We start from the raw sequence: 18,188 nt of genomic DNA on the forward strand, positions 1-18,188 counted from the left end.
TTAGTTTTCAAAGAACAATTTGTTTTGCTGCTGCTCCGTTAGAAGCAACTCTTATATATTATCAGGTTCAAAACCCGATGTCAATAAGTTTTTTTACTTTCTTTGCTGCTAACTAAGTAGCTCGTAGCAACAGATATAAATATAGCACCTTTATTCTACAATAGCAATATCTTTTTGCTATTTTTATTCATCTAATTAAAAGAAAGACAATTCATATTTCTGTGGTCAAATCTTTCTCTGAAAGTCTACTTGTTTTAGCTGACCGCAAACCAAATATAGCTTGATAAAAGAAAAAGGCAAATCAGCCTGCGCCGTTTGCCTTTTCTTCTATCTATTAACGGTGACGCATCAACGGGAATAATAGGACATCCCTGATGGATGGTGAATTAGTCAGGAGCATAACGAGTCGGTCGATGCCGATTCCCAGTCCGCCTGTTGGAGGCATACCGTACTCTAATGCTTCGATGAAATCATCGTCCATTTCGTGCGCTTCATCATTACCTTGTTCTTTTTCTTTTAGCTGTGCTTCAAAACGCTCTCTTTGGTCAATCGGATCATTAAGCTCGGTAAATGCGTTCGCATGTTCCCTCGCAACGATGAACAATTCGAAGCGGTCTGTGAAGCGTGAATCTTCGTCATTCTTTTTAGCCAGAGGAGAAATATCAACCGGATGGCCATAAATAAATGTTGGCTGAATCAGGTGCTCTTCTACTTTTTGCTCAAAGAATTCATTGACGATGTGGCCATACTGCATATGCTCAGTGATTTCCACTCCATGCTCTTTCGCAAGCGCACGAGCTTCTTCAGTGCTCATTTGCGGCCAGAAGTCCACTCCTGTATGTTCCTTGATCGCATCTACCATGTGGACTCTCTTCCATTCTGGCTTAAGATCGATTTCATATTCGCCATACTGGATTGTCGTTGTTCCAAGAACATCCTGGGCGATGTACGCTACCATGTTCTCAGTAAGGGACATGATGTCTCTCCAGTCAGCATATGCTTCATAAAGCTCAAGCATCGTGAATTCTGGGTTATGTCTTGTCGATACGCCTTCATTACGGAATACACGGCCGATCTCATAAACCTTTTCAAGGCCGCCGACGATCAGGCGCTTCAAGTGAAGCTCGATTGCGATTCGCATGTATAGCTGCATATCAAGCGCATTATGATGTGTGATGAACGGACGCGCTGAAGCTCCGCCGGCAATAGAGTGCATTAATGGCGTTTCTACTTCTAGGTATCCTTGTCCATCTAGATAGCGGCGCATAGACTGGATGATGCGGCTGCGGTTGATGAAAGTTGTTTTGCTGTCATTGCTTGTTATCAGGTCAAGATAACGCTGACGATAGCGCTGCTCGACATCCTTTAGTCCGTGGAACTTTTCAGGCAGCGGGCGAAGCGCCTTAGTTAAGAAAACAAAATCTTGGGCTTTGATTGAAAGCTCGCCAACTTTTGTTTTGAAGAGCGTTCCTTCTACACCGATAATGTCACCGAGGTCAGCAGAATCAAATACTTCATATTGTTCTTCACCGACTGCATCCTGGCGGACATAAATCTGGATCTGGCCAGTCAGGTCCTGGATATGCGCGAAGCCTGCTTTTCCTTTTCCGCGCTTTGTCATGATCCGTCCAGCTATTTTGACCGAGACATTCTTTGCTTCAATCTCTTCTTTTTCTAATTCACCGTATTCGCTAATCAACTCGTCAGTTAGATGAGTGCGTTCAAATCTTTTACCGAAAGGATCCATGCCCTTTTCACGCAATGAACTCATTTTGTCTCTTCTGACTCTGAGCTGGTCATTCAACTCTTCATGACTCATATCGCTTTCACTCCAATATATATAATAGATTTATTATGTAATCCTGATTATGTTTGGTGGATACTTTTATTATTTTACACAAACAAACGTATTCAGACATTAAAAATCTCTTTTTTCATGCCTAAATAGAATAAAAACTGCCAGTTTGACCACTGGCAGTTACTTTTAAGGATAAAGGTATTATAGGAAAAGTGACGATTAATGTCAATTTTTATCCAACCTGGTGTGCTATTTGCTCTTTTGCTTCCGCTTCATCCGCAAAGTTTTTCAGCAAGCTGACAAGCTCATCTCTTGTTGAGCATTCATTGATACCGTTTCGGACAGTTGCGTTCCCGCGGATTCCCTTAAGGTACCACGCTGCATGCTTGCGCATTTCACGGACGGCAATATGTTCGTTCTTCAAAGCAATCAGGCGGTCAAGGTGCAGGATGCTGACGTCAATTTTTTCTCGCGCACTTGGTTCACCCATCAGTTCGCCTGTTTCGAGGTATTTTACCGTACGGTAGATCATCCATGGATTTCCGAGAGCAGCGCGTCCGATCATGACTCCATCTGCACCTGTCTCATCAAGCATTCTTCTGGCATCCTGAGGAGTCTGGACATCCCCGTTTCCGATTACCGGAATATTTACAGCCTGCTTCACGTCACGGATGATATCCCAGTTCGCTGTTCCCTCATACATCTGTATACGTGTACGGCCGTGAAGGGCTACGGCCTTTCCGCCTGCACGTTCTACAGCTCGGGCATTCTCGATGGCGAATATATGTTCGTCATCCCAGCCCATGCGCATTTTTACTGTTACTGGCTTCTCAACTGCATCTACCACAGCTGATACCATTTCATAAATCTTGTTTGGGTCAAGCAGCCATTTCGCACCTGCATCACATTTCGTAATCTTCGGTACCGGACAGCCCATGTTGATATCAATGATATCTGCATTCGTATTTTTGTCCACGTATTGCGCAGCCTGGACAAGCATTTCCTTTTCCCCGCCAAAAATCTGAAGACTGAGCGGCTTTTCCCGTTCATCTATATATAACATGTCGAGTGTTCTATTGTTTTGAGAAACAATCCCTTTGTCGCTGACCATTTCGGCACAGACTAGCCCCGCGCCGAATTCTTTTACAGTCAAACGGAACGCTGAGTTGCAGATGCCAGCCATTGGCGCAAGGACAACCTGGTTTTTCATTTCGATATCGCCAATCTTAAGCATGCTCTGCCTCCTTTTAATTTATCAATATATCAAACCTATTGCGGTGTTAATTCATCTATTTCGACACCCAGGAATTCGGCTATTTTGACAATCAGCCTTTCATCAGGCATCCTGTTGCCGCGTTCAATCTCTCCAAGGATGGAAACCGATACACCCAGCTCTTTAGCGAAGCTTTCCTGTGTAAAACCCTTCAGCTTTCGATAAGCGCGAATACGTCTTCCCCATTTTTCTGCTTCCATATCCGTACTCCTTCTCTATCCGGTATACTTAGTAGACAGTTTTTCAGCGGCTCCTTCATGGTCGGGAGCGTGAGATTTGGGTCCATATCAAGCAATGGAAGGATTACAAATGCGCGTTCGCTCATCCGAGGGTGCGGTATTGTAAGCTTCTCTGTTTCAATATTTTCGTGATTGAACAGCAAAATGTCAAGGTCCAAAGTTCTCGGTCCCCATTTTACTTCCCTTTTTCTCCCAAGTTTCAATTCGATCTCAAGGCATGTATCGAGAAGTTCGACAGGTGAAAGACTTGTCTCTACTTGGATTGCCATGTTTAAAAATTGGTCCTGGTCCGTGTAGCCTACCGGGTCTGTTTCATAGACAGAAGAAGTATTTACCACCGAGATCTTCTCATGGCTTTCCAGGAGGATGATGGCCTGTGTCAAATATCCGAACCGATCCCCCATATTGGAGCCTAGGGCAATATATGCTTTGTTCTCCATTGTCATCGACTCCTTGTGATTTCGACTGCGACGGATTTATAGTGTCCCGGGATCGGCGGGTCCGGCTTGATGACCTTTACATGGCATGCCTCGACAAGTGAAAAGCGCTGCAGAATGGTGCCGGCGATTTTCTCAGCAATGGCTTCTACTAGCTTGAAGGGTTTGCCTTCCACTATTTCCTTGCAAGCCTGGTACAACTCTGCGTAATTGATGGAATGCTCAAGCTCATCGCTTTTTCCCGCTTTCGAAAGATCCAGCTCCACCGTCAGGTCTACTGCAAAACGCTGGCCCAGCCTTGTTTCTTCAGGAAAAACGCCGTGGTAGCCGTAAAACTCCATTTGATTGACATATATTTTATCCACGATATTCACCCTTCCCCATCATCGCGTCCATCATTTTGGCCATTCGCGACATTTCTTTCACATCATGAATCCTGACGATTTGGCAGCCCTTCTGGATTCCATAACAAACGGTCGCTCCCGTGCCCTCTGTCCGTTCCGACACCGGAAGATCGAGCACGCCTCCGATCATCGACTTTTTCGATGTGCCAAGCAGCACAGGATATCCCAAAGACACAAGGGTATCAAGGTGACGCATCATCTCAAGGTTTTCCCTGAGATCTTTCGCAAAGCCGATGCCCGGGTCCAGGATGATTTGGTCATCGTTGACGCCTGCTTTTTTCGCGATCGTGATGCTTTCATACAAGTCATTCAACACGTCACGGATGAAGTTCGAGTAATTGCGGTCATTTCGATTGTGCATCAGGATGATCGGAACTCCGGTTTCTGCCGCGACATCGGCAATTTCCGGGTCTTCCTTCGCTCCCCAGATATCGTTGATGATGGCCGCACCAGCCTCAACGGCACTTTTCGCAACCTTTGATTTATAGGTATCTATGGAGATTGGAACCTGGACTTCCTTCGAAATAGCTTCAATCGCAGGCACTACCCTGCTGATCTCTTCCTCATCGGAAATCCGCTCATGCCCCGGCCTGGTCGATTCGCCACCGATATCAAGAATGTCCGCTCCATCAGCGATCATTTGCCTGGCATGTGCGACAGCATGATCTAGGTGATTGTATTTTCCGCCGTCCGAAAAAGAATCCGGAGTGACATTCAATATTCCCATGATCAATGTTTTATGTGTAAAGTCCAGTGTATATGGACCGGCTTTTATCACGCTATTCATGTTGAAGTTCCTCCATCCAATTGTGTTCTGCTCCATAACTTTTCCCGGCAAGCTGAGTATTCGGCAAATAGAAGATTCGCCAGCTCCCCTGATTTCCCAGGAAAGCTTTTACCTGAAAAATCTGTGACCGGAACGATTTCCTGGATCGAGTTAGTCAGGAATATCTCATCAGCTTCTTCCGCTTCTTCCTTTTTGTAAAAGCCTTCACGAACCTCGATGCCTGCGTTGCGGGCAAGCGCAATGACAAACCTGCGGGTGATGCCATTTAAAATCCCGGTCTCAACTGCAGGTGTGAAAAGAATGCCATCCCTGTACCAGAAAATATTGGAGACAATTCCTTCGGCTAAAAAGCCTTCACTTGTCAGGAAAATCCCTTCTGTACCCATGTCAGGACCTGCCTCACGCTTGGCCAGTACATTGTTAAGATAATGGTGTGACTTCAGCCGCTCTGTTCCCTCGGGTGTGTTGCGCCTCAAATCCAGCAGCATAGCTTTTTTCTCACTCATACTTCCCGCTTGCGGCAGCGGCTTCGCAAAGACAATCACGTTCGGCTCCAGGTAGCTTTCTGTCTGCAAACCTATTTCGCCATTACCAGCTGAAACATTGAAGCGGATATAGGCATTTCGGAAGTTGTTTTTTTCTAATAAGCCTTCGAGAATCTTAACAATCTCCACCCGGGTAAATTCTGCATCAATAGCCAAAACACGAAGACTGGCATTCAGCCGCTCCAGATGGTCATCAAGCAAAAAGGGGTGGCCATTGTAGATCCTGAACGTTTCAAAGACACCTAACCCATATAAGAACCCATGGTCAAAAGGAGAAATGACGGCCTCATCCTTTTTAACGAAACTGCCATTCATGTATACGAACATTATAAACTTACTTCCCTGGCAGTCCTGTAATGAGCAATGAAATTGCGCAGCAGCTGCTTACCTGGTGTGGTTAAAATGGATTCCGGATGGAATTGGACACCTTCGACAGGCAGCGTTTTGTGGCGGATTGCCATGATCTCGCCTTCTTCCGTCCAGGCCGAGACCTCGAGACAATCGGGAAGTGTTTCTTTTTTTACGATGAGTGAATGGTAGCGTGCCGCAGGAAATGGATTCTCAAGTCCTTCAAAAATGGTCTTGCCGTCATGATAGACCATTGAGGTTTTTCCATGCATGAGCCGCTCCGCACGGACCACATCACCGCCGAATACCTGAGCAATGGACTGATGGCCCAGGCAGACACCAAAGATTGGCGTTTTACCGGAAAAATTCTTGATTGCCTCCAGGCTGATGCCCGCTTCATTCGGGCTGCATGGCCCCGGTGAGATCATCAAGAACTGTGGGTCGAGCTCAGCAATGCCCCTGATGGACGTCTGGTCGTTGCGGATGACCTTAAGCTCTTCGCCCATTTCACCCAAATACTGAACGAGATTATATGTGAATGAATCATAATTATCAATCATCAAAATCATGCTTTACCCTCCGCAAGCTCTTTCGCCTTCCATAGAGCAATTGCTTTCTTTAAGGATTCTTTGTATTCATTGGCAGGGATGGAGTCGATGACAACACCTGCTCCTGCCTGGACATGAGCCATCCCATCCTTGACCAGCATTGTCCGGATGATGATGTTCAGCTCCATATTGCCGTTAAACCCGAACCAGCCAAGCGATCCAGTATAAGGTCCGCGTCTCACCGGCTCGAGCTCTTCAATGATTTCCATTGTCCTTACCTTCGGGGCACCTGTAATCGTCCCCCCAGGGAAAGTCGCATTAACGACATCAAACCATGTTTCACCTTCTGCCAGCTCTCCCCTGACATTGGAGACAATATGCATAACATGCGAGTATTTTTCAATGACCATGAACTCATTGACCTCGACCGTGCCGTACTTGCAGACCCTGCCAAGATCATTCCTTTCCAGGTCGACAAGCATGACGTGTTCAGCACGCTCTTTTTCATTGTTGATCAGCTCATTCGCTAGCTGTAAATCCTCTTCGTCTGTCGTGCCCCTCGATCTTGTGCCGGCAATCGGCCTAGTACTGACCTCCGACCCTTTTACTTTTGCTAAAAGTTCGGGCGAACCGCTGACGAGCTGGAAATCTTCCGTATGCAGATAACCCATATAAGGAGATGGGTTCAGCCTGCGCAGCTGCCTGTAAACTTCCAGCGCTTCCGTTTCGATTGGCTTCGACTGCCTTACGGATAGATTCACCTGGAAGACGTCTCCCTGGGCAATATATTGCTGCACCTTTTCTACCGCCTCGATAAATTCAGCTTCGTCCATCGAGACTTGCAACTCATCTGTTCCAGGCTTATGTTCAGCTTTAACTGCTGGTACATCAGCTTCCCACAGCGTTAACCACCCTGAAAGCTTGTCCTCTGCCAGCTTTTCCTGGCCTTTTTCCGTCAATGCCATCAGCCAAAGCATTTCTGTCTGATGGTCAAAAACAAACCACTCCTTGAATAGCTGGAAGTAAACCTCCGGGATTCCGGAATCATCATCGGCAAATGCGGGAAGCTTTTCGATATAGCGCGCATAATCATAACTCAGATAGCCAATCGCACCACCCTGGAAATCTGGCAAGCCTTCTTCTTCAGGCACATGATATATTTCCATTTGATTTTTCATTAGCTCAAGAGGATTTCCCTCAAAAATAGTTGATGAACCATCCTGGGTAATCTTCAGTTGATTATTTTTACCCGAAAAAACAATCCAGGGATTGAACGCTGCGACACTGTAACGCCCGCCCCTTCCGCTTTCGAGGATAACATGCTCTTTATATTCTTGTGCAATATGGTCGTATTGATGAAAAAAACGTGAAGCTGTATAAGGTATCATCTTTGATTGAATGCTATAGTTCGGCAAGTTTTTCACCTCTATTTTTTTCTCTTTATCCATCATACATGATGAAGGGCGCGCTTTCATTTTTAAAATGATGGTTTTTTAGATAAATTGTCGTTTTTATTTTTTCCCAGCATATAAAAAAGAGCCAAGCTATTTCAGCCTGCCTCTTCATCTAACTATTCTTCAAATTGGTAAAGCGGGGTGCTCAGGTAGCGTTCTCCGTTACTTGGGATGACTGCCAATACCTTTTTGCCTTTGCCTAGCTTTTTCGCTGTCTCAAGTGCTGCATAGATGGCTGCACCTGATGAGATTCCGCCGAGGATTCCGGCTTCTTTTGCGGCACGGCGTGCATAGTCAAATGCCTGCTCATTTTCAACCTTGATGATTTCATCATACACGTCTGTATCAAGTACGCCCGGGACAAAGCCTGCTCCGATTCCCTGGATCTTGTGTGGTCCTGGTTTTCCGCCGGATAATACCGGGGAATCCGTTGGCTCAACTGCAATAATCTTGATATTCTCGTATTTTTCACGAAGGACTTTTCCTGCTCCTGAGATCGTTCCGCCTGTGCCGATACCAGAGATGAAGGCATCCAGCTGGTCACCCATCTGCTCGACAATTTCCGGTCCGGTTGTTCTTTCATGGATCGATGGGTTTGCTTCATTCTCGAACTGTTGCGGCATGAAGTATTCATTTTCCTTTGCCAGTTCCTCCGCTTTGCGGATGGCACCGCCCATACCTTCTGGTCCAGGAGTCAACACAAGTTCCGCTCCATAGGCACGCAGAAGATTCCTGCGCTCCATGCTCATCGTTTCTGGCATGACAAGGATTGCTTTGTAACCTTTGGCTGCAGCCACCATAGCAAGCCCGATGCCTGTATTGCCGCTCGTTGGCTCGATGATTGTATCCCCTTGCTTCAGGGCTCCCTTTTCCTCAGCATCCTCAATCATCGCCAATGCGATACGATCCTTGACACTGCTTCCCGGATTCATGTATTCAAGCTTTAAATATACATCCGCACTTTGGTCATCACCAAGTCCGTTCAGCTTGACAATTGGTGTCTGGCCGATCAACTCTGTAATTGAATTTGCAATACGTACCAAATTACCCACCCCTTAATCCGACTATTTTAATTGGTTTTATTAAAATTTACCAGTACTTTAAGTCTATGTCAATCAGTATGCTTCGACAAAAACCGAAATCCGCCTTTCGCCTAGGCTTTTTCCGGACACTTTGTTGCTGCCACAATCAGCCTGCCCGATTTAACTGCATCATCGAAAAAAGCCCTATCCTTTTTAAACTAACCTTTTTTGAATATCCCTAAACAAGAAAAGCACCGGTGACTTAAACCCAGTGCTTCCTTCCTTATTTCTTCTCGCTGTTGCCATAAAACCAGCTGACTTCTGCATCATTCCAGAAAGCCCGGGCAGAAACAGGGATATCCATTTGTTCAAGGGCTATTTGCCTGCGAATCTGGTTTTCAACTTCGTTGTAGGCATATTTCTTTCCTTCAAGTTTTTCATGAAGATAAACAATGACAAAGCCATTATCCACTTTTACAGGTCCTGTCCACTCTCCGGATTTCAGCATTTTTGCTGCTTCAATTATCTCCGGGGAAACAAGCTCATCTTCTGCAGTAACAAAGCCGATATCACCACCTGCATTAGCCGAAAACTCATCGATCGACCGCTCCATCGCGAGTGCAGTGAAGCTGGAGCCATTCTTCAGCTCCTTCACCGCTGAATCAGCCTCTTCTTTTGTTTCAACAACTATTTGTGACAAATGGTAGGATGCAGGGATATCAAACAGACTATTATTCTGTTCATAAAAGGACTTCATATCCTCTTCCGATACTTTAACATCCCTTGTTAAAATTTCTTCGAGCAGCAGACTGTATTTAATCTGCTGTTTCCATTTCTCTTCTGTTTTCGGTTCGTTACCTGTGGTGGAATACAGTGCCTTATAAATAGTCAATTCGCGTTCGACAGCCTCATCAGACAACTTGACATCATACTTCTCAGCCATTTGTTTGACTACTTCCTGGTCGATCATGTCCCTCAACGTATCTTGGCCGTATCGTTCTTCAAGCTCAGTGAGCCATTCCTGGCGGGAAATCGACTCATTGCCAATTTCCGCAACGGATTCTTTGTTCCCTTCAAGGATTGCAGGCTTGGCTAGCAGCATCACAAGAGTTATTGCGTTCAAAATGGCTAACCCGGCAATAATGTACCAAAGCTGCTTCTTTTCCACTTCTTTTCCCCCAGATATCGCTTATTTTGCTTCTTTCTCTATCTCTTCCAGTTCTTCCTTTGTAAACATGTATTTCTCGTTGCAGAAATGGCAGTGTGCTTCCGCCTGCCCCTCTTTCTCGATCATATCACGGATTTCATCTGAACCAAGACTGATCAAGGCATTGCTGAATCGGTCCTTGGAGCAATTGCATTCGAAACTCACCGGCATTGTATCAAGGACTTTTACATTCTCTTTTCCAAGTAATTCTTCCAGCAACTCTTCAGGAGATAATCCTTTTTCAATCAGTTTTGAAACTGGCGGAATAGACTGCAAACGTTGTTCAATCGCTGTGATCGTTTCTTCTGTTGTCCCAGGCATCAACTGGATGATGAATCCACCCGCTGCTTTAATCGAGTTATCAGGATTAACCAGTACCCCGACACCAACTGAAGAATTGACCTGTTCTGAAGTTGCGAAGTAATAAGTGAAGTCCTCTCCTAGCTCACCAGAGACAATCGGCACCTGTCCTGTAAAATAGTCGCGCAAACCTAAATCCTTTACGATCGTAAGCGTTCCATCTGTACCGACACCTTGCCTTACATCAAGCTTGCCGTGCTCATTCAAATCGAAGTGGACATGAGGGTTTGATACATAGCCTCTTACCTGCCCTTTGGCATTGCTGTCCACAAGAATGAGTCCAAGCGGACCTCCGCCTTCAATTTTAATTGTCATTTTATCATCGCCCTTGAGCATCGCACCCATCATGACCCCGGCTGTCATTGTCCGGCCAAGTGCGGCAGAGGCTACCGGCCATGTATAATGGCGGCGCTGTGCCTCCCCAACTGTTTCCGTCGTTTTTGCTGCATATGCTCTAACCTGCCCGTCAAAAGCAAGCGCTCTTACTAAATAATCGCTCATTTTTTTACTCCCTTCGTGCTGTAAAGTTGTATGCGTCCTCTTTGTAAGGAAGCTTAATTGTTTTTTTCGATATTACGCTTATAGATAAGCTGAAGTCCCTTTAACGTTAAAAACGGATCGACAGCATCGATCATATTCGATTCCTGGGCGATCAGGTTTGCCAGGCCGCCTGTCGCGATGACTTTTGGAGGGACTTTACTCTTATCTTTCATCCGTTTAACTATTCCCTCTACTTGTCCAACATATCCATATAGAATGCCAGCTTGCATGGCCGAAACGGTGTTCTTCCCAACCACGTCGTCAGGTCTGCTGATCTCAATTCGCGGGAGCTTAGCTGCCCTTGAATAGAGGGCCTCAGTGGAGATGCCTATCCCCGGCGCAATCGCTCCGCCCATATATTGATTATGCTCATTGATGTAGCAGTAGGTTGTAGCAGTGCCAAAGTCGACAATGACCAGCGGGCTTCCATATTCATGGATGGCTGCGACCGCATTGACAATCCGGTCCGCCCCGACTTCCCTCGGATTTTCATATTTAATGTCCAGCCCTGTCTTAATGCCAGGACCGACGACCAATGGCTTGAGGTGGAAGTATTTCTGGCACATCCGCTCAAGCGAGAACATGATCGGCGGCACGACGGACGATATAATGATTCCATCTATATCTGAAAAAGAAAGGTCGACATGGTCAAACAGATTTTTAACGATCATGCCAAATTCATCTTCCGTTCTATGACGGTTCGTCTCTATTCTCCAATGGTGCTTCAACTCTTCTTTATCATATACACCTAACACGATATTTGTATTCCCGACGTCAAAAACAAAAATCAAGCTATTCACCAACTTATTAATAGTTTTCTGGATCAATACTGAAAATATCATATCATAATCGCTGGGAATTCACTAAAAAAAGTAAACCTCCTTTTAAAACAAAGGCTGTTGATTTCCGTTCCAGGCGCTTCGCTTTCCGCGGGGAAGAATTATGAAAAAGCCCTACTGCCGGCTTTTTCAAAGATCAAATTCTTCCTTGCAGTCGGGGGGCCTCCTCGGCGCTTTAAGCGCCTGCGGGGTCTCCCCATGACTTTCTCATCCCGCAGGACATTGAATAGCTTCCTTGAACCTGCCCACGCACGATGAAAATGCGTTAGCATTTTCGGAGGATTCCTCGCGCCTTCCACTACAATCAACAGGGATTAAAAACACCAATAGGCTTTAATTTATTACAACAAAAAACAAAAAAGCAGATGCTCCGTTAAGAACACCTGCTTCCCGAATTCTATTCTTTAGGATTTTGATTTTCATCGATGGCCTTTGGATCTTCGATGACTGAGTCAACTTTCTTATCAGTCTCTTCGATTGCAGGCATCTCATCTTTTTTCTTATTGATCGTTACTTTCATGTCGTCATTATCGACACTGACTTTGCGGTCAGGAAGACGGCCATGGTCGATCAAACTCTTGATTTGTTCTGCATCAAGAGTTTCAACCTCTAATAAAGTGTTCGCAATTATATCCAGCTTATCACGATGCTCTGTCAGAAGGTTTTTCGCTCTTGCATAGCAATCCTTGATAATCGTCTGAATTTCAAGGTCGATTTCATATGCGATCTTGTCAGAGTAGTTCTGCTCATTGTTCAAGTCACGGCCCAAGAATACTTGACCCTGTGCCTGGCCGAACTGTAACGGACCGAGCTTATCACTCATACCGAATTCTGTAACCATTCTCCTCGCAATGCCAGTTGCACGCTGGAAGTCATTGTGTGCACCTGTACTTACTTCACCAAAGACGACTTCTTCGGCAACACGGCCGCCAAGGAGGCCAGTGATTTTATCAAGAAGTTCCGGTTTGGTCATGAAGTAACGGTCTTCCTTAGGAAGCATGACAGCATAGCCGCCGGCCTGTCCGCGAGGGACAATCGTTACCTTGTGTACCATTTCCGCTTCATCAAGGACAACCCCGATGACGGTATGGCCAGCTTCATGGAACGCAACAATATTTCTTTCTTTCTTGGAAATGACACGGGTCTTTTTGGCAGGACCGGCGATGACGCGGTCTGTTGCTTCATCCAGATCTTCCATGTCTATTTTCTTCTTATCTCTCCTTGCTGCGACAAGCGCAGCTTCGTTCAATAAGTTTTCTAGATCCGCTCCAGAGAAACCTGGAGTACGGGCAGCAATACTTTTTAAGTTAACGGACTCATCCAACGGCTTATTTCTAGCATGTACCTTCAATACAGCTTCACGGCCTGTTACATCAGGACGGTCAACTGTGATCTGGCGGTCGAAACGTCCAGGACGCAGCAATGCCGGGTCAAGGATATCAGGTCGGTTCGTCGCGGCAACGATGATGATTCCCTCGTTGGCACCGAAACCATCCATTTCAACTAGCAATTGGTTAAGCGTCTGTTCACGCTCATCATGCCCTCCGCCGAGACCAGCGCCACGCTGGCGGCCGACTGCATCAATTTCATCTATGAATATGATACATGGAGCATTCTTTTTGGCTGTTTCGAATAAATCACGTACACGTGATGCACCGACACCAACAAACATTTCTACGAAGTCGGAACCACTGATTGAGAAAAATGGCACTCCAGCTTCCCCTGCAACAGCACGGGCAAGCAAAGTTTTACCAGTACCCGGAGGTCCTACCAAAAGGATACCTTTTGGAATACGCGCCCCAAGATCAGCAAATTTGCGAGGGTCCTTCAAGAATTCAACAACCTCGACAAGCTCTTGCTTTTCTTCGTCTGCGCCCGCGACATCCTTGAAGCGGACTTTCTTCTTTTCTTCGTTATAAAGCTTCGCTTTGCTCTTGCCGAAGTTCATGACACGGCTTCCGCCGCCCTGAGCCTGGTTCAGCAAGAAGAAGAATAGAATGAAAATGATGATAAATGGAATGATCGACGTAAAGAAGGTCACCCATCCGCTTGTTTCTTTAGCAGGCAGGATTTCGACATCTGCGTCGGCTGCCGCCTGTTCGATTCTGTTAAGAGTTTCTGGATTGTTCCAGACATAGGTGATAAAGCCTTTGCCTTCCTCCTGGCCTTTCATCTGGCCTCTTACCTCATACACACCACGTTCAGGCTGAAGCGTCAGTTCACCGTCAACATTGCCTGCCTCTAGTTCCTGCATGAATTTATCGTAAGAGATTGGTTCAGTTGGCTGGTTATTGCCGTTAAAGAAACTCACAACTCCGATAATGACTAAAAATATCAATAAATAAAAGATGGTATTACGGAAGATCCGATTCATCCCTTACCTCCTCCCACGGTAGACAAACTATACTAAATAGTATCATAGCAAATTATGCTAATACAAGAAATTAACATTCAGAATATTTGCTTCTTAATCAAAATGTTGAATTTCATTCACTAAATCGCAACCGTTTTTATTTTGAATAAACTTCTGGCTTCAGGACGCCGATATACGGCAGATTGCGATATTTTTCCGCGTAATCGAGACCATATCCGACAACAAACTCATCTGGAACGATGAACCCAACGTAGTCAGCAGTTATATCAGCCTTTCTTCCTGTTGGTTTATCAAGCAGAGTGACGATTTTAATTGATTTTGCCTTGCGGTATCTGAATAGCTCAACCAGATAGCTGAGGGTCAAACCGCTGTCGATGATGTCCTCGATAATCAGGATATCCCTTCCTTCTACGGAAGTATCGAGGTCCTTTAGGATTTTTACCTCTCCGGAAGATACCATGGCATTTCCATAGCTGGAAACATCCATGAAATCCATCTCAAGATACACATCCATACGCTTTAGCAGGTCTCCCATGAATGGCATGGCACCTTTTAAAACACCAATTGCCAATGGAAAGCGGTCCTTGTACTCATCTGTTAATTGAGCCGCCAGCTGCCTTGTCTTTTCCTGGATTTCCTCTTCTGTAAATAATACCTTTTCAATATCATTTTTCATCATGATCCTTGTGCCCCCTGGAAGATATCAATACTTTATATAAGTTAATAGTAATAACCTGTTTCCTTCTGTTGCTTCACTGTTCGATTTTTTCAGCCCTGGAAGCCAAAGGATCCTGCCTTCACTGTCTGTCACAATCGGCCACTCATCTCTTTGGGCTAATGGGATTTTCATATCGATGAAAATATCCTTTACCTTCCTTGATCCCTTCATGCCCTTCAATGACATCCTGTCTCCATTTTGCCTCTTCCGGATAATCAGCGGAATCCCTGCCTGCTCCAGGTCAACGATAAAGCGCTCATTGGAAAATTCTCTGCCATGAGCACCATTGAGCAATTGAGCATCAATGACATCACCATTCGGCAAAATCAGCTGATCGGGACCTGATAATTCGAAACGATAGCTTTGCCTTTCTGGCGGATTCAATTCAAAGTGGCAATTTCCATACGATCGTATAATTCTTAAACCGCCGGGGAAATCAAGATTACCAGATGGATGGGGATTGCGAATTATTGAAAAAATCTTTTCAATATGTATAGCGGAAAGAGAAGCAGGTCGATCATTGTAAAGATAATTTAATATTAGTTTAATCCCTCTTCTTTGTAAAGGCATTGGCATTTCCTGAAAAGAACGGATACTAATACTTATCTTTTTGTCCTCTTTCATCATTACTTTATTCAATTCTTCGCTTGTTAATTCAATAAGATACTCTTCATCCAACTGAAGTTCCTCGGCGAAACGCTGGAAGTGCTCATGGACCGCCGGATTCTCTTCTTTTAAAAAAGGGAGAACCGTTTTCCTGAATCGGTTCCTGCTATAGTATGCCTTTTCATTGCTGGGATCGATTCTTGGCTCCAACAAATTCACAGAGCAATATTCTTCCAATTCTTCCTTTGCCAGGCATAAAAATGGCCTGAAAACGGTGAAAGGACCGAATTCCCGTGTAAAAGGCATTCCTGCCCTGGCTTTCCCGGAACTTCCCCTGGTCAGCCTCATCAGAACCGTTTCTACCTGGTCATCGCCATGATGGCCCAATGCAAGATACTGAAGATGATGCTTTTCCATTACTTGTTCAAAAAAGCCGTATCGGCATGCACGGGCAGCCTGCTGGGAGCTTAGCCCTGTCTCACGCATATAGGAAGGCACATCGATTCTTTTCATCTCGAAGGGTATACCCCGTTTTTCACAAAAATCTTTAACAAACAAGGCATCCTGATAAGACTCTTCGCCTCGGAACATATGGTCCACATGGACAGCTACGATCTTCAGGGAATTACTCTCCCGCTGCCCGGATAAAAAGTGGAGCAGCGCGAGCGAGTCCGGACCTCCAGAAACACCAACTGCAATTGACTTGTTATTCAGCTGAAAACCATGCTTTTCAAGAAAGGCATTTACCTTTGTATCAATCATCTTGTTCTTCCTTACTAGTATTGCCGGTTTAAGACTATACCCATGCCGGCAAACCATTAATCTTCTAATAACACAGGTTTATTATTTTTCAGCTTAACACTTTCAGCCATCTTTTTTCAAAAAACATAGCTTAATCCCTTATGTACGGACGAGACGCGCAAAGGTTTCAAAAAATCTCAGGTAATTTGGCTATAAATATAGAAAAAATATAACAAAGAGATCACCAAAATGATGGTGACTGTTTCAAGCGCTGAGGATTGTTTCTTTTTCTTGCTGTATCCCATTCGTGTTTGCCGTCTAGCTGGGTTTGAATTCGGCCTCGATGGATTTGCCTTTATATGCGGTTGTGCTTTTGGTTTCGGCGGCGCCTTATGCTGCCGGGTACTTTTTTTCGGTTCCGAAACAGGCTGATGGACCTGCAGCAACTCTGTCCTCATCTCCCTGGCAGAATGATAGTTGCCTGCAAGGGCGTTATAGATTACCTTTTCATAGATTTTTAGTTCCCGGCTTTGTTTTACTTTATCCATAATTTCGTTTATTCCGCCAGACTTCTTCGTAAATCTTTTCGGATAGGCCGTGTTCACCATGATCATCCCGACGGCGAATAAATCATAACCTGGGTCTGCCTTTCTGCTGCCAAGACCCCAATAGCCCCGATCATAGAATTCTGTGAACTCTTTTATAGCCCGTCCTTTCATTGTTGTACCGCCGACATCTATGCAGCGAATCCTTGCCGGGGGGCCAGTCACAATCAAATTTTCTGGCTTCAGATCGCCAAATACCCAGCCGTTTTCATGGAGCAGCTGCAAATCAGCAAGCAGCTGAAGGATCATCACACCGGTCCAATCCGGCCCTTTTTGCTGCAGGAAAGCCAGGAAATCAGGTCCCTTAATGAATTCCATCGCATAAAAGCTCACTCTTTTTCCCGGACGTTCCCAATCATCCACATCCAGCAAAGAAGGTCCGAGGGCAGATCCCTGGACCTTGGCAAAAGATTTCAACACATTGACCTCAGAAGTAATCGACATTCCATTGTCACTCATTTTCAATGCGACTTGTCTGTTATTGTACCTTGCCAGATAGACAATCCCATTCGCTCCAAAACCAAGCTCTTTTATGATTGTATATCGGTTGTGATGCCATTTCCCTTCGATGATCGTACCAGGAATGACTTTACACAGATTCTTCAAAGAAGGATTCATCATCACCGGACAATAGGCTCCTTAAAGATCGTTTTTTATTAAAATGAGAAAGTGCCTCGCGAATGGCAGGACCTGTTGGCGTAATTCCTCCCGTTGTCAGCTTGGCGAAAATGCTCGTGAGTGACTCAAGCTTCGGAGTCCAATCCAGCAACTTTTCGACATCTTTTCGTTTCCCGGGAAATACAAACACCGAAAAGCGGTTATCCCCTGACCTGGCATTCAGGCTTAAACTTAAGTCCAGCAAGGCTTCTTTTACTGTGGGCAGCTTGTGCTTCATGCTTGCACTTGTATCGACAAGAATCAACACATCGAGCTCCACCGTCTCCCCGAGCTCATCCACAACCTCCATAACCTCTCCGCGCTGCTCCGGCGGCAGGTCTTCCACTGTCCGGCCGCCACCAAGGATTTGCTGAAGTTCCTTGTTCACTACCCCCTGAAGTGTCTGGGTCATCGCTTTCCTTGTCACCATCTGGACGGTTTGCGATAATTGCTGCGCGTACACAATCTGGCTGACACCGCCGCCGGACAAAGCAATTCCCTCGATTTCTGTCATGCCCTGTTCATCTATAACATCCTGTTCCATCACACCAATGACATTGACCGTAATCCCCTGCTCCTTGGCCAGCGCAGCCATTGCAATCGGATCCTCACCCTGGTTCGAGCAGCCATCCGTAATGAGCAATATTTGCCTGATTGTACCTGTTTTCATGCAATCCCCTCACTTC

The 18,188-nt window shown here is 45.5% G+C and carries 18 protein-coding genes; all 18 read right to left on the reverse strand.

Annotated elements, in window-relative coordinates; translation table 11 throughout:
- Positions 1-334 precede the first annotated feature (334 nt).
- The 18 genes from lysS to J7I80_RS18710 all read right to left on the reverse strand — a co-directional run bounded on the left by lysS (position 335) and on the right by J7I80_RS18710 (position 18,172).
- A complete protein-coding gene (gene lysS / locus J7I80_RS18630; RefSeq protein ID WP_214740301.1) occupies positions 335-1,819 on the reverse strand; it encodes a lysine--tRNA ligase in 1,485 nt (494 codons plus the stop codon).
- Between the two features lie 211 nt (positions 1,820-2,030).
- Positions 2,031-3,032, reverse strand: coding sequence for a tRNA dihydrouridine synthase DusB (gene dusB / locus J7I80_RS18635; RefSeq protein ID WP_214740303.1), 1,002 nt, complete (start codon positions 3,030-3,032; stop codon positions 2,031-2,033).
- Positions 3,033-3,067: 35 nt separating this feature from the next.
- Complete coding sequence (locus J7I80_RS18640; RefSeq protein ID WP_214740305.1) at positions 3,068-3,271, reverse strand: helix-turn-helix domain-containing protein; 204 nt, start codon at positions 3,269-3,271, stop codon at positions 3,068-3,070.
- Positions 3,223-3,750, reverse strand: coding sequence for a 2-amino-4-hydroxy-6-hydroxymethyldihydropteridine diphosphokinase (gene folK / locus J7I80_RS18645; RefSeq protein WP_214740307.1), 528 nt, complete (start codon positions 3,748-3,750; stop codon positions 3,223-3,225). Before folK ends, J7I80_RS18640 begins: the two co-directional genes overlap by 49 nt.
- A gap of 2 nt (positions 3,751-3,752) precedes the next feature.
- Positions 3,753-4,112: a dihydroneopterin aldolase gene (folB, locus tag J7I80_RS18650; RefSeq protein ID WP_214740309.1), complete on the reverse strand. Its 360-nt coding sequence runs from the start codon at positions 4,110-4,112 to the stop codon at positions 3,753-3,755.
- Entirely contained in the window at positions 4,105-4,938 is an 834-nt protein-coding gene (gene folP, locus J7I80_RS18655) for a dihydropteroate synthase (protein WP_214740311.1), read from the reverse strand. The genes folB and folP overlap by 8 nt, the downstream gene beginning before the upstream one ends.
- A complete protein-coding gene (gene pabC / locus J7I80_RS18660) occupies positions 4,935-5,810 on the reverse strand; it encodes an aminodeoxychorismate lyase (protein WP_214740313.1) in 876 nt (291 codons plus the stop codon). The genes folP and pabC overlap by 4 nt, the downstream gene beginning before the upstream one ends.
- Positions 5,810-6,400: an aminodeoxychorismate/anthranilate synthase component II gene (gene pabA / locus J7I80_RS18665; protein ID WP_214740315.1), complete on the reverse strand. Its 591-nt coding sequence runs from the start codon at positions 6,398-6,400 to the stop codon at positions 5,810-5,812. The genes pabC and pabA overlap by 1 nt, the downstream gene beginning before the upstream one ends.
- On the reverse strand, positions 6,397-7,794 hold the full coding sequence (locus tag J7I80_RS18670) for an anthranilate synthase component I family protein (RefSeq protein ID WP_483297714.1): 1,398 nt from the start codon (positions 7,792-7,794) through the stop codon (positions 6,397-6,399). Before J7I80_RS18670 ends, pabA begins: the two co-directional genes overlap by 4 nt.
- A 155-nt stretch (positions 7,795-7,949) precedes the next feature.
- The gene (cysK, locus tag J7I80_RS18675) at positions 7,950-8,876 is read right to left on the reverse strand and encodes a cysteine synthase A (protein ID WP_214740317.1); all 927 of its coding nucleotides are present in this window, start codon (positions 8,874-8,876) and stop codon (positions 7,950-7,952) included.
- A gap of 262 nt (positions 8,877-9,138) precedes the next feature.
- Positions 9,139-10,023: a peptidyl-prolyl cis-trans isomerase gene (locus J7I80_RS18680; protein WP_214740319.1), complete on the reverse strand. Its 885-nt coding sequence runs from the start codon at positions 10,021-10,023 to the stop codon at positions 9,139-9,141.
- Between the two features lie 21 nt (positions 10,024-10,044).
- Positions 10,045-10,923 carry an Hsp33 family molecular chaperone HslO gene (hslO, locus tag J7I80_RS18685; RefSeq protein WP_214740321.1) on the reverse strand — a complete coding sequence of 293 codons (879 nt, stop codon included), beginning with the start codon at positions 10,921-10,923 and terminating at the stop codon, positions 10,045-10,047.
- Between the two features lie 53 nt (positions 10,924-10,976).
- Complete coding sequence (locus J7I80_RS18690; RefSeq protein WP_214740323.1) at positions 10,977-11,753, reverse strand: type III pantothenate kinase; 777 nt, start codon at positions 11,751-11,753, stop codon at positions 10,977-10,979.
- Positions 11,754-12,198: 445 nt separating this feature from the next.
- Positions 12,199-14,175 (reverse strand): ATP-dependent zinc metalloprotease FtsH, encoded by a 1,977-nt coding sequence (gene ftsH / locus J7I80_RS18695; RefSeq protein ID WP_214740325.1) that lies wholly within the window; start codon positions 14,173-14,175, stop codon positions 12,199-12,201.
- A 136-nt stretch (positions 14,176-14,311) separates the two neighbouring features.
- Positions 14,312-14,854 carry a hypoxanthine phosphoribosyltransferase gene (gene hpt, locus J7I80_RS23385; protein ID WP_251027860.1) on the reverse strand — a complete coding sequence of 181 codons (543 nt, stop codon included), beginning with the start codon at positions 14,852-14,854 and terminating at the stop codon, positions 14,312-14,314.
- 24 nt (positions 14,855-14,878) lie between these two features.
- Entirely contained in the window at positions 14,879-16,261 is a 1,383-nt protein-coding gene (tilS, locus tag J7I80_RS18700) for a tRNA lysidine(34) synthetase TilS (RefSeq protein ID WP_251027861.1), read from the reverse strand.
- 176 nt (positions 16,262-16,437) lie between these two features.
- Complete coding sequence (locus J7I80_RS18705; protein ID WP_214740380.1) at positions 16,438-17,466, reverse strand: protein kinase domain-containing protein; 1,029 nt, start codon at positions 17,464-17,466, stop codon at positions 16,438-16,440.
- Entirely contained in the window at positions 17,435-18,172 is a 738-nt protein-coding gene (locus J7I80_RS18710; RefSeq protein ID WP_214740327.1) for a vWA domain-containing protein, read from the reverse strand. Before J7I80_RS18710 ends, J7I80_RS18705 begins: the two co-directional genes overlap by 32 nt.
- Positions 18,173-18,188: the final 16 nt, after the last annotated feature.

Origin of the sequence: Bacillus sp. ISL-41 (assembly GCF_018613235.1) — a bacterium.
Lineage (GTDB): Bacteria > Bacillota > Bacilli > Bacillales > Cytobacillaceae > Mesobacillus.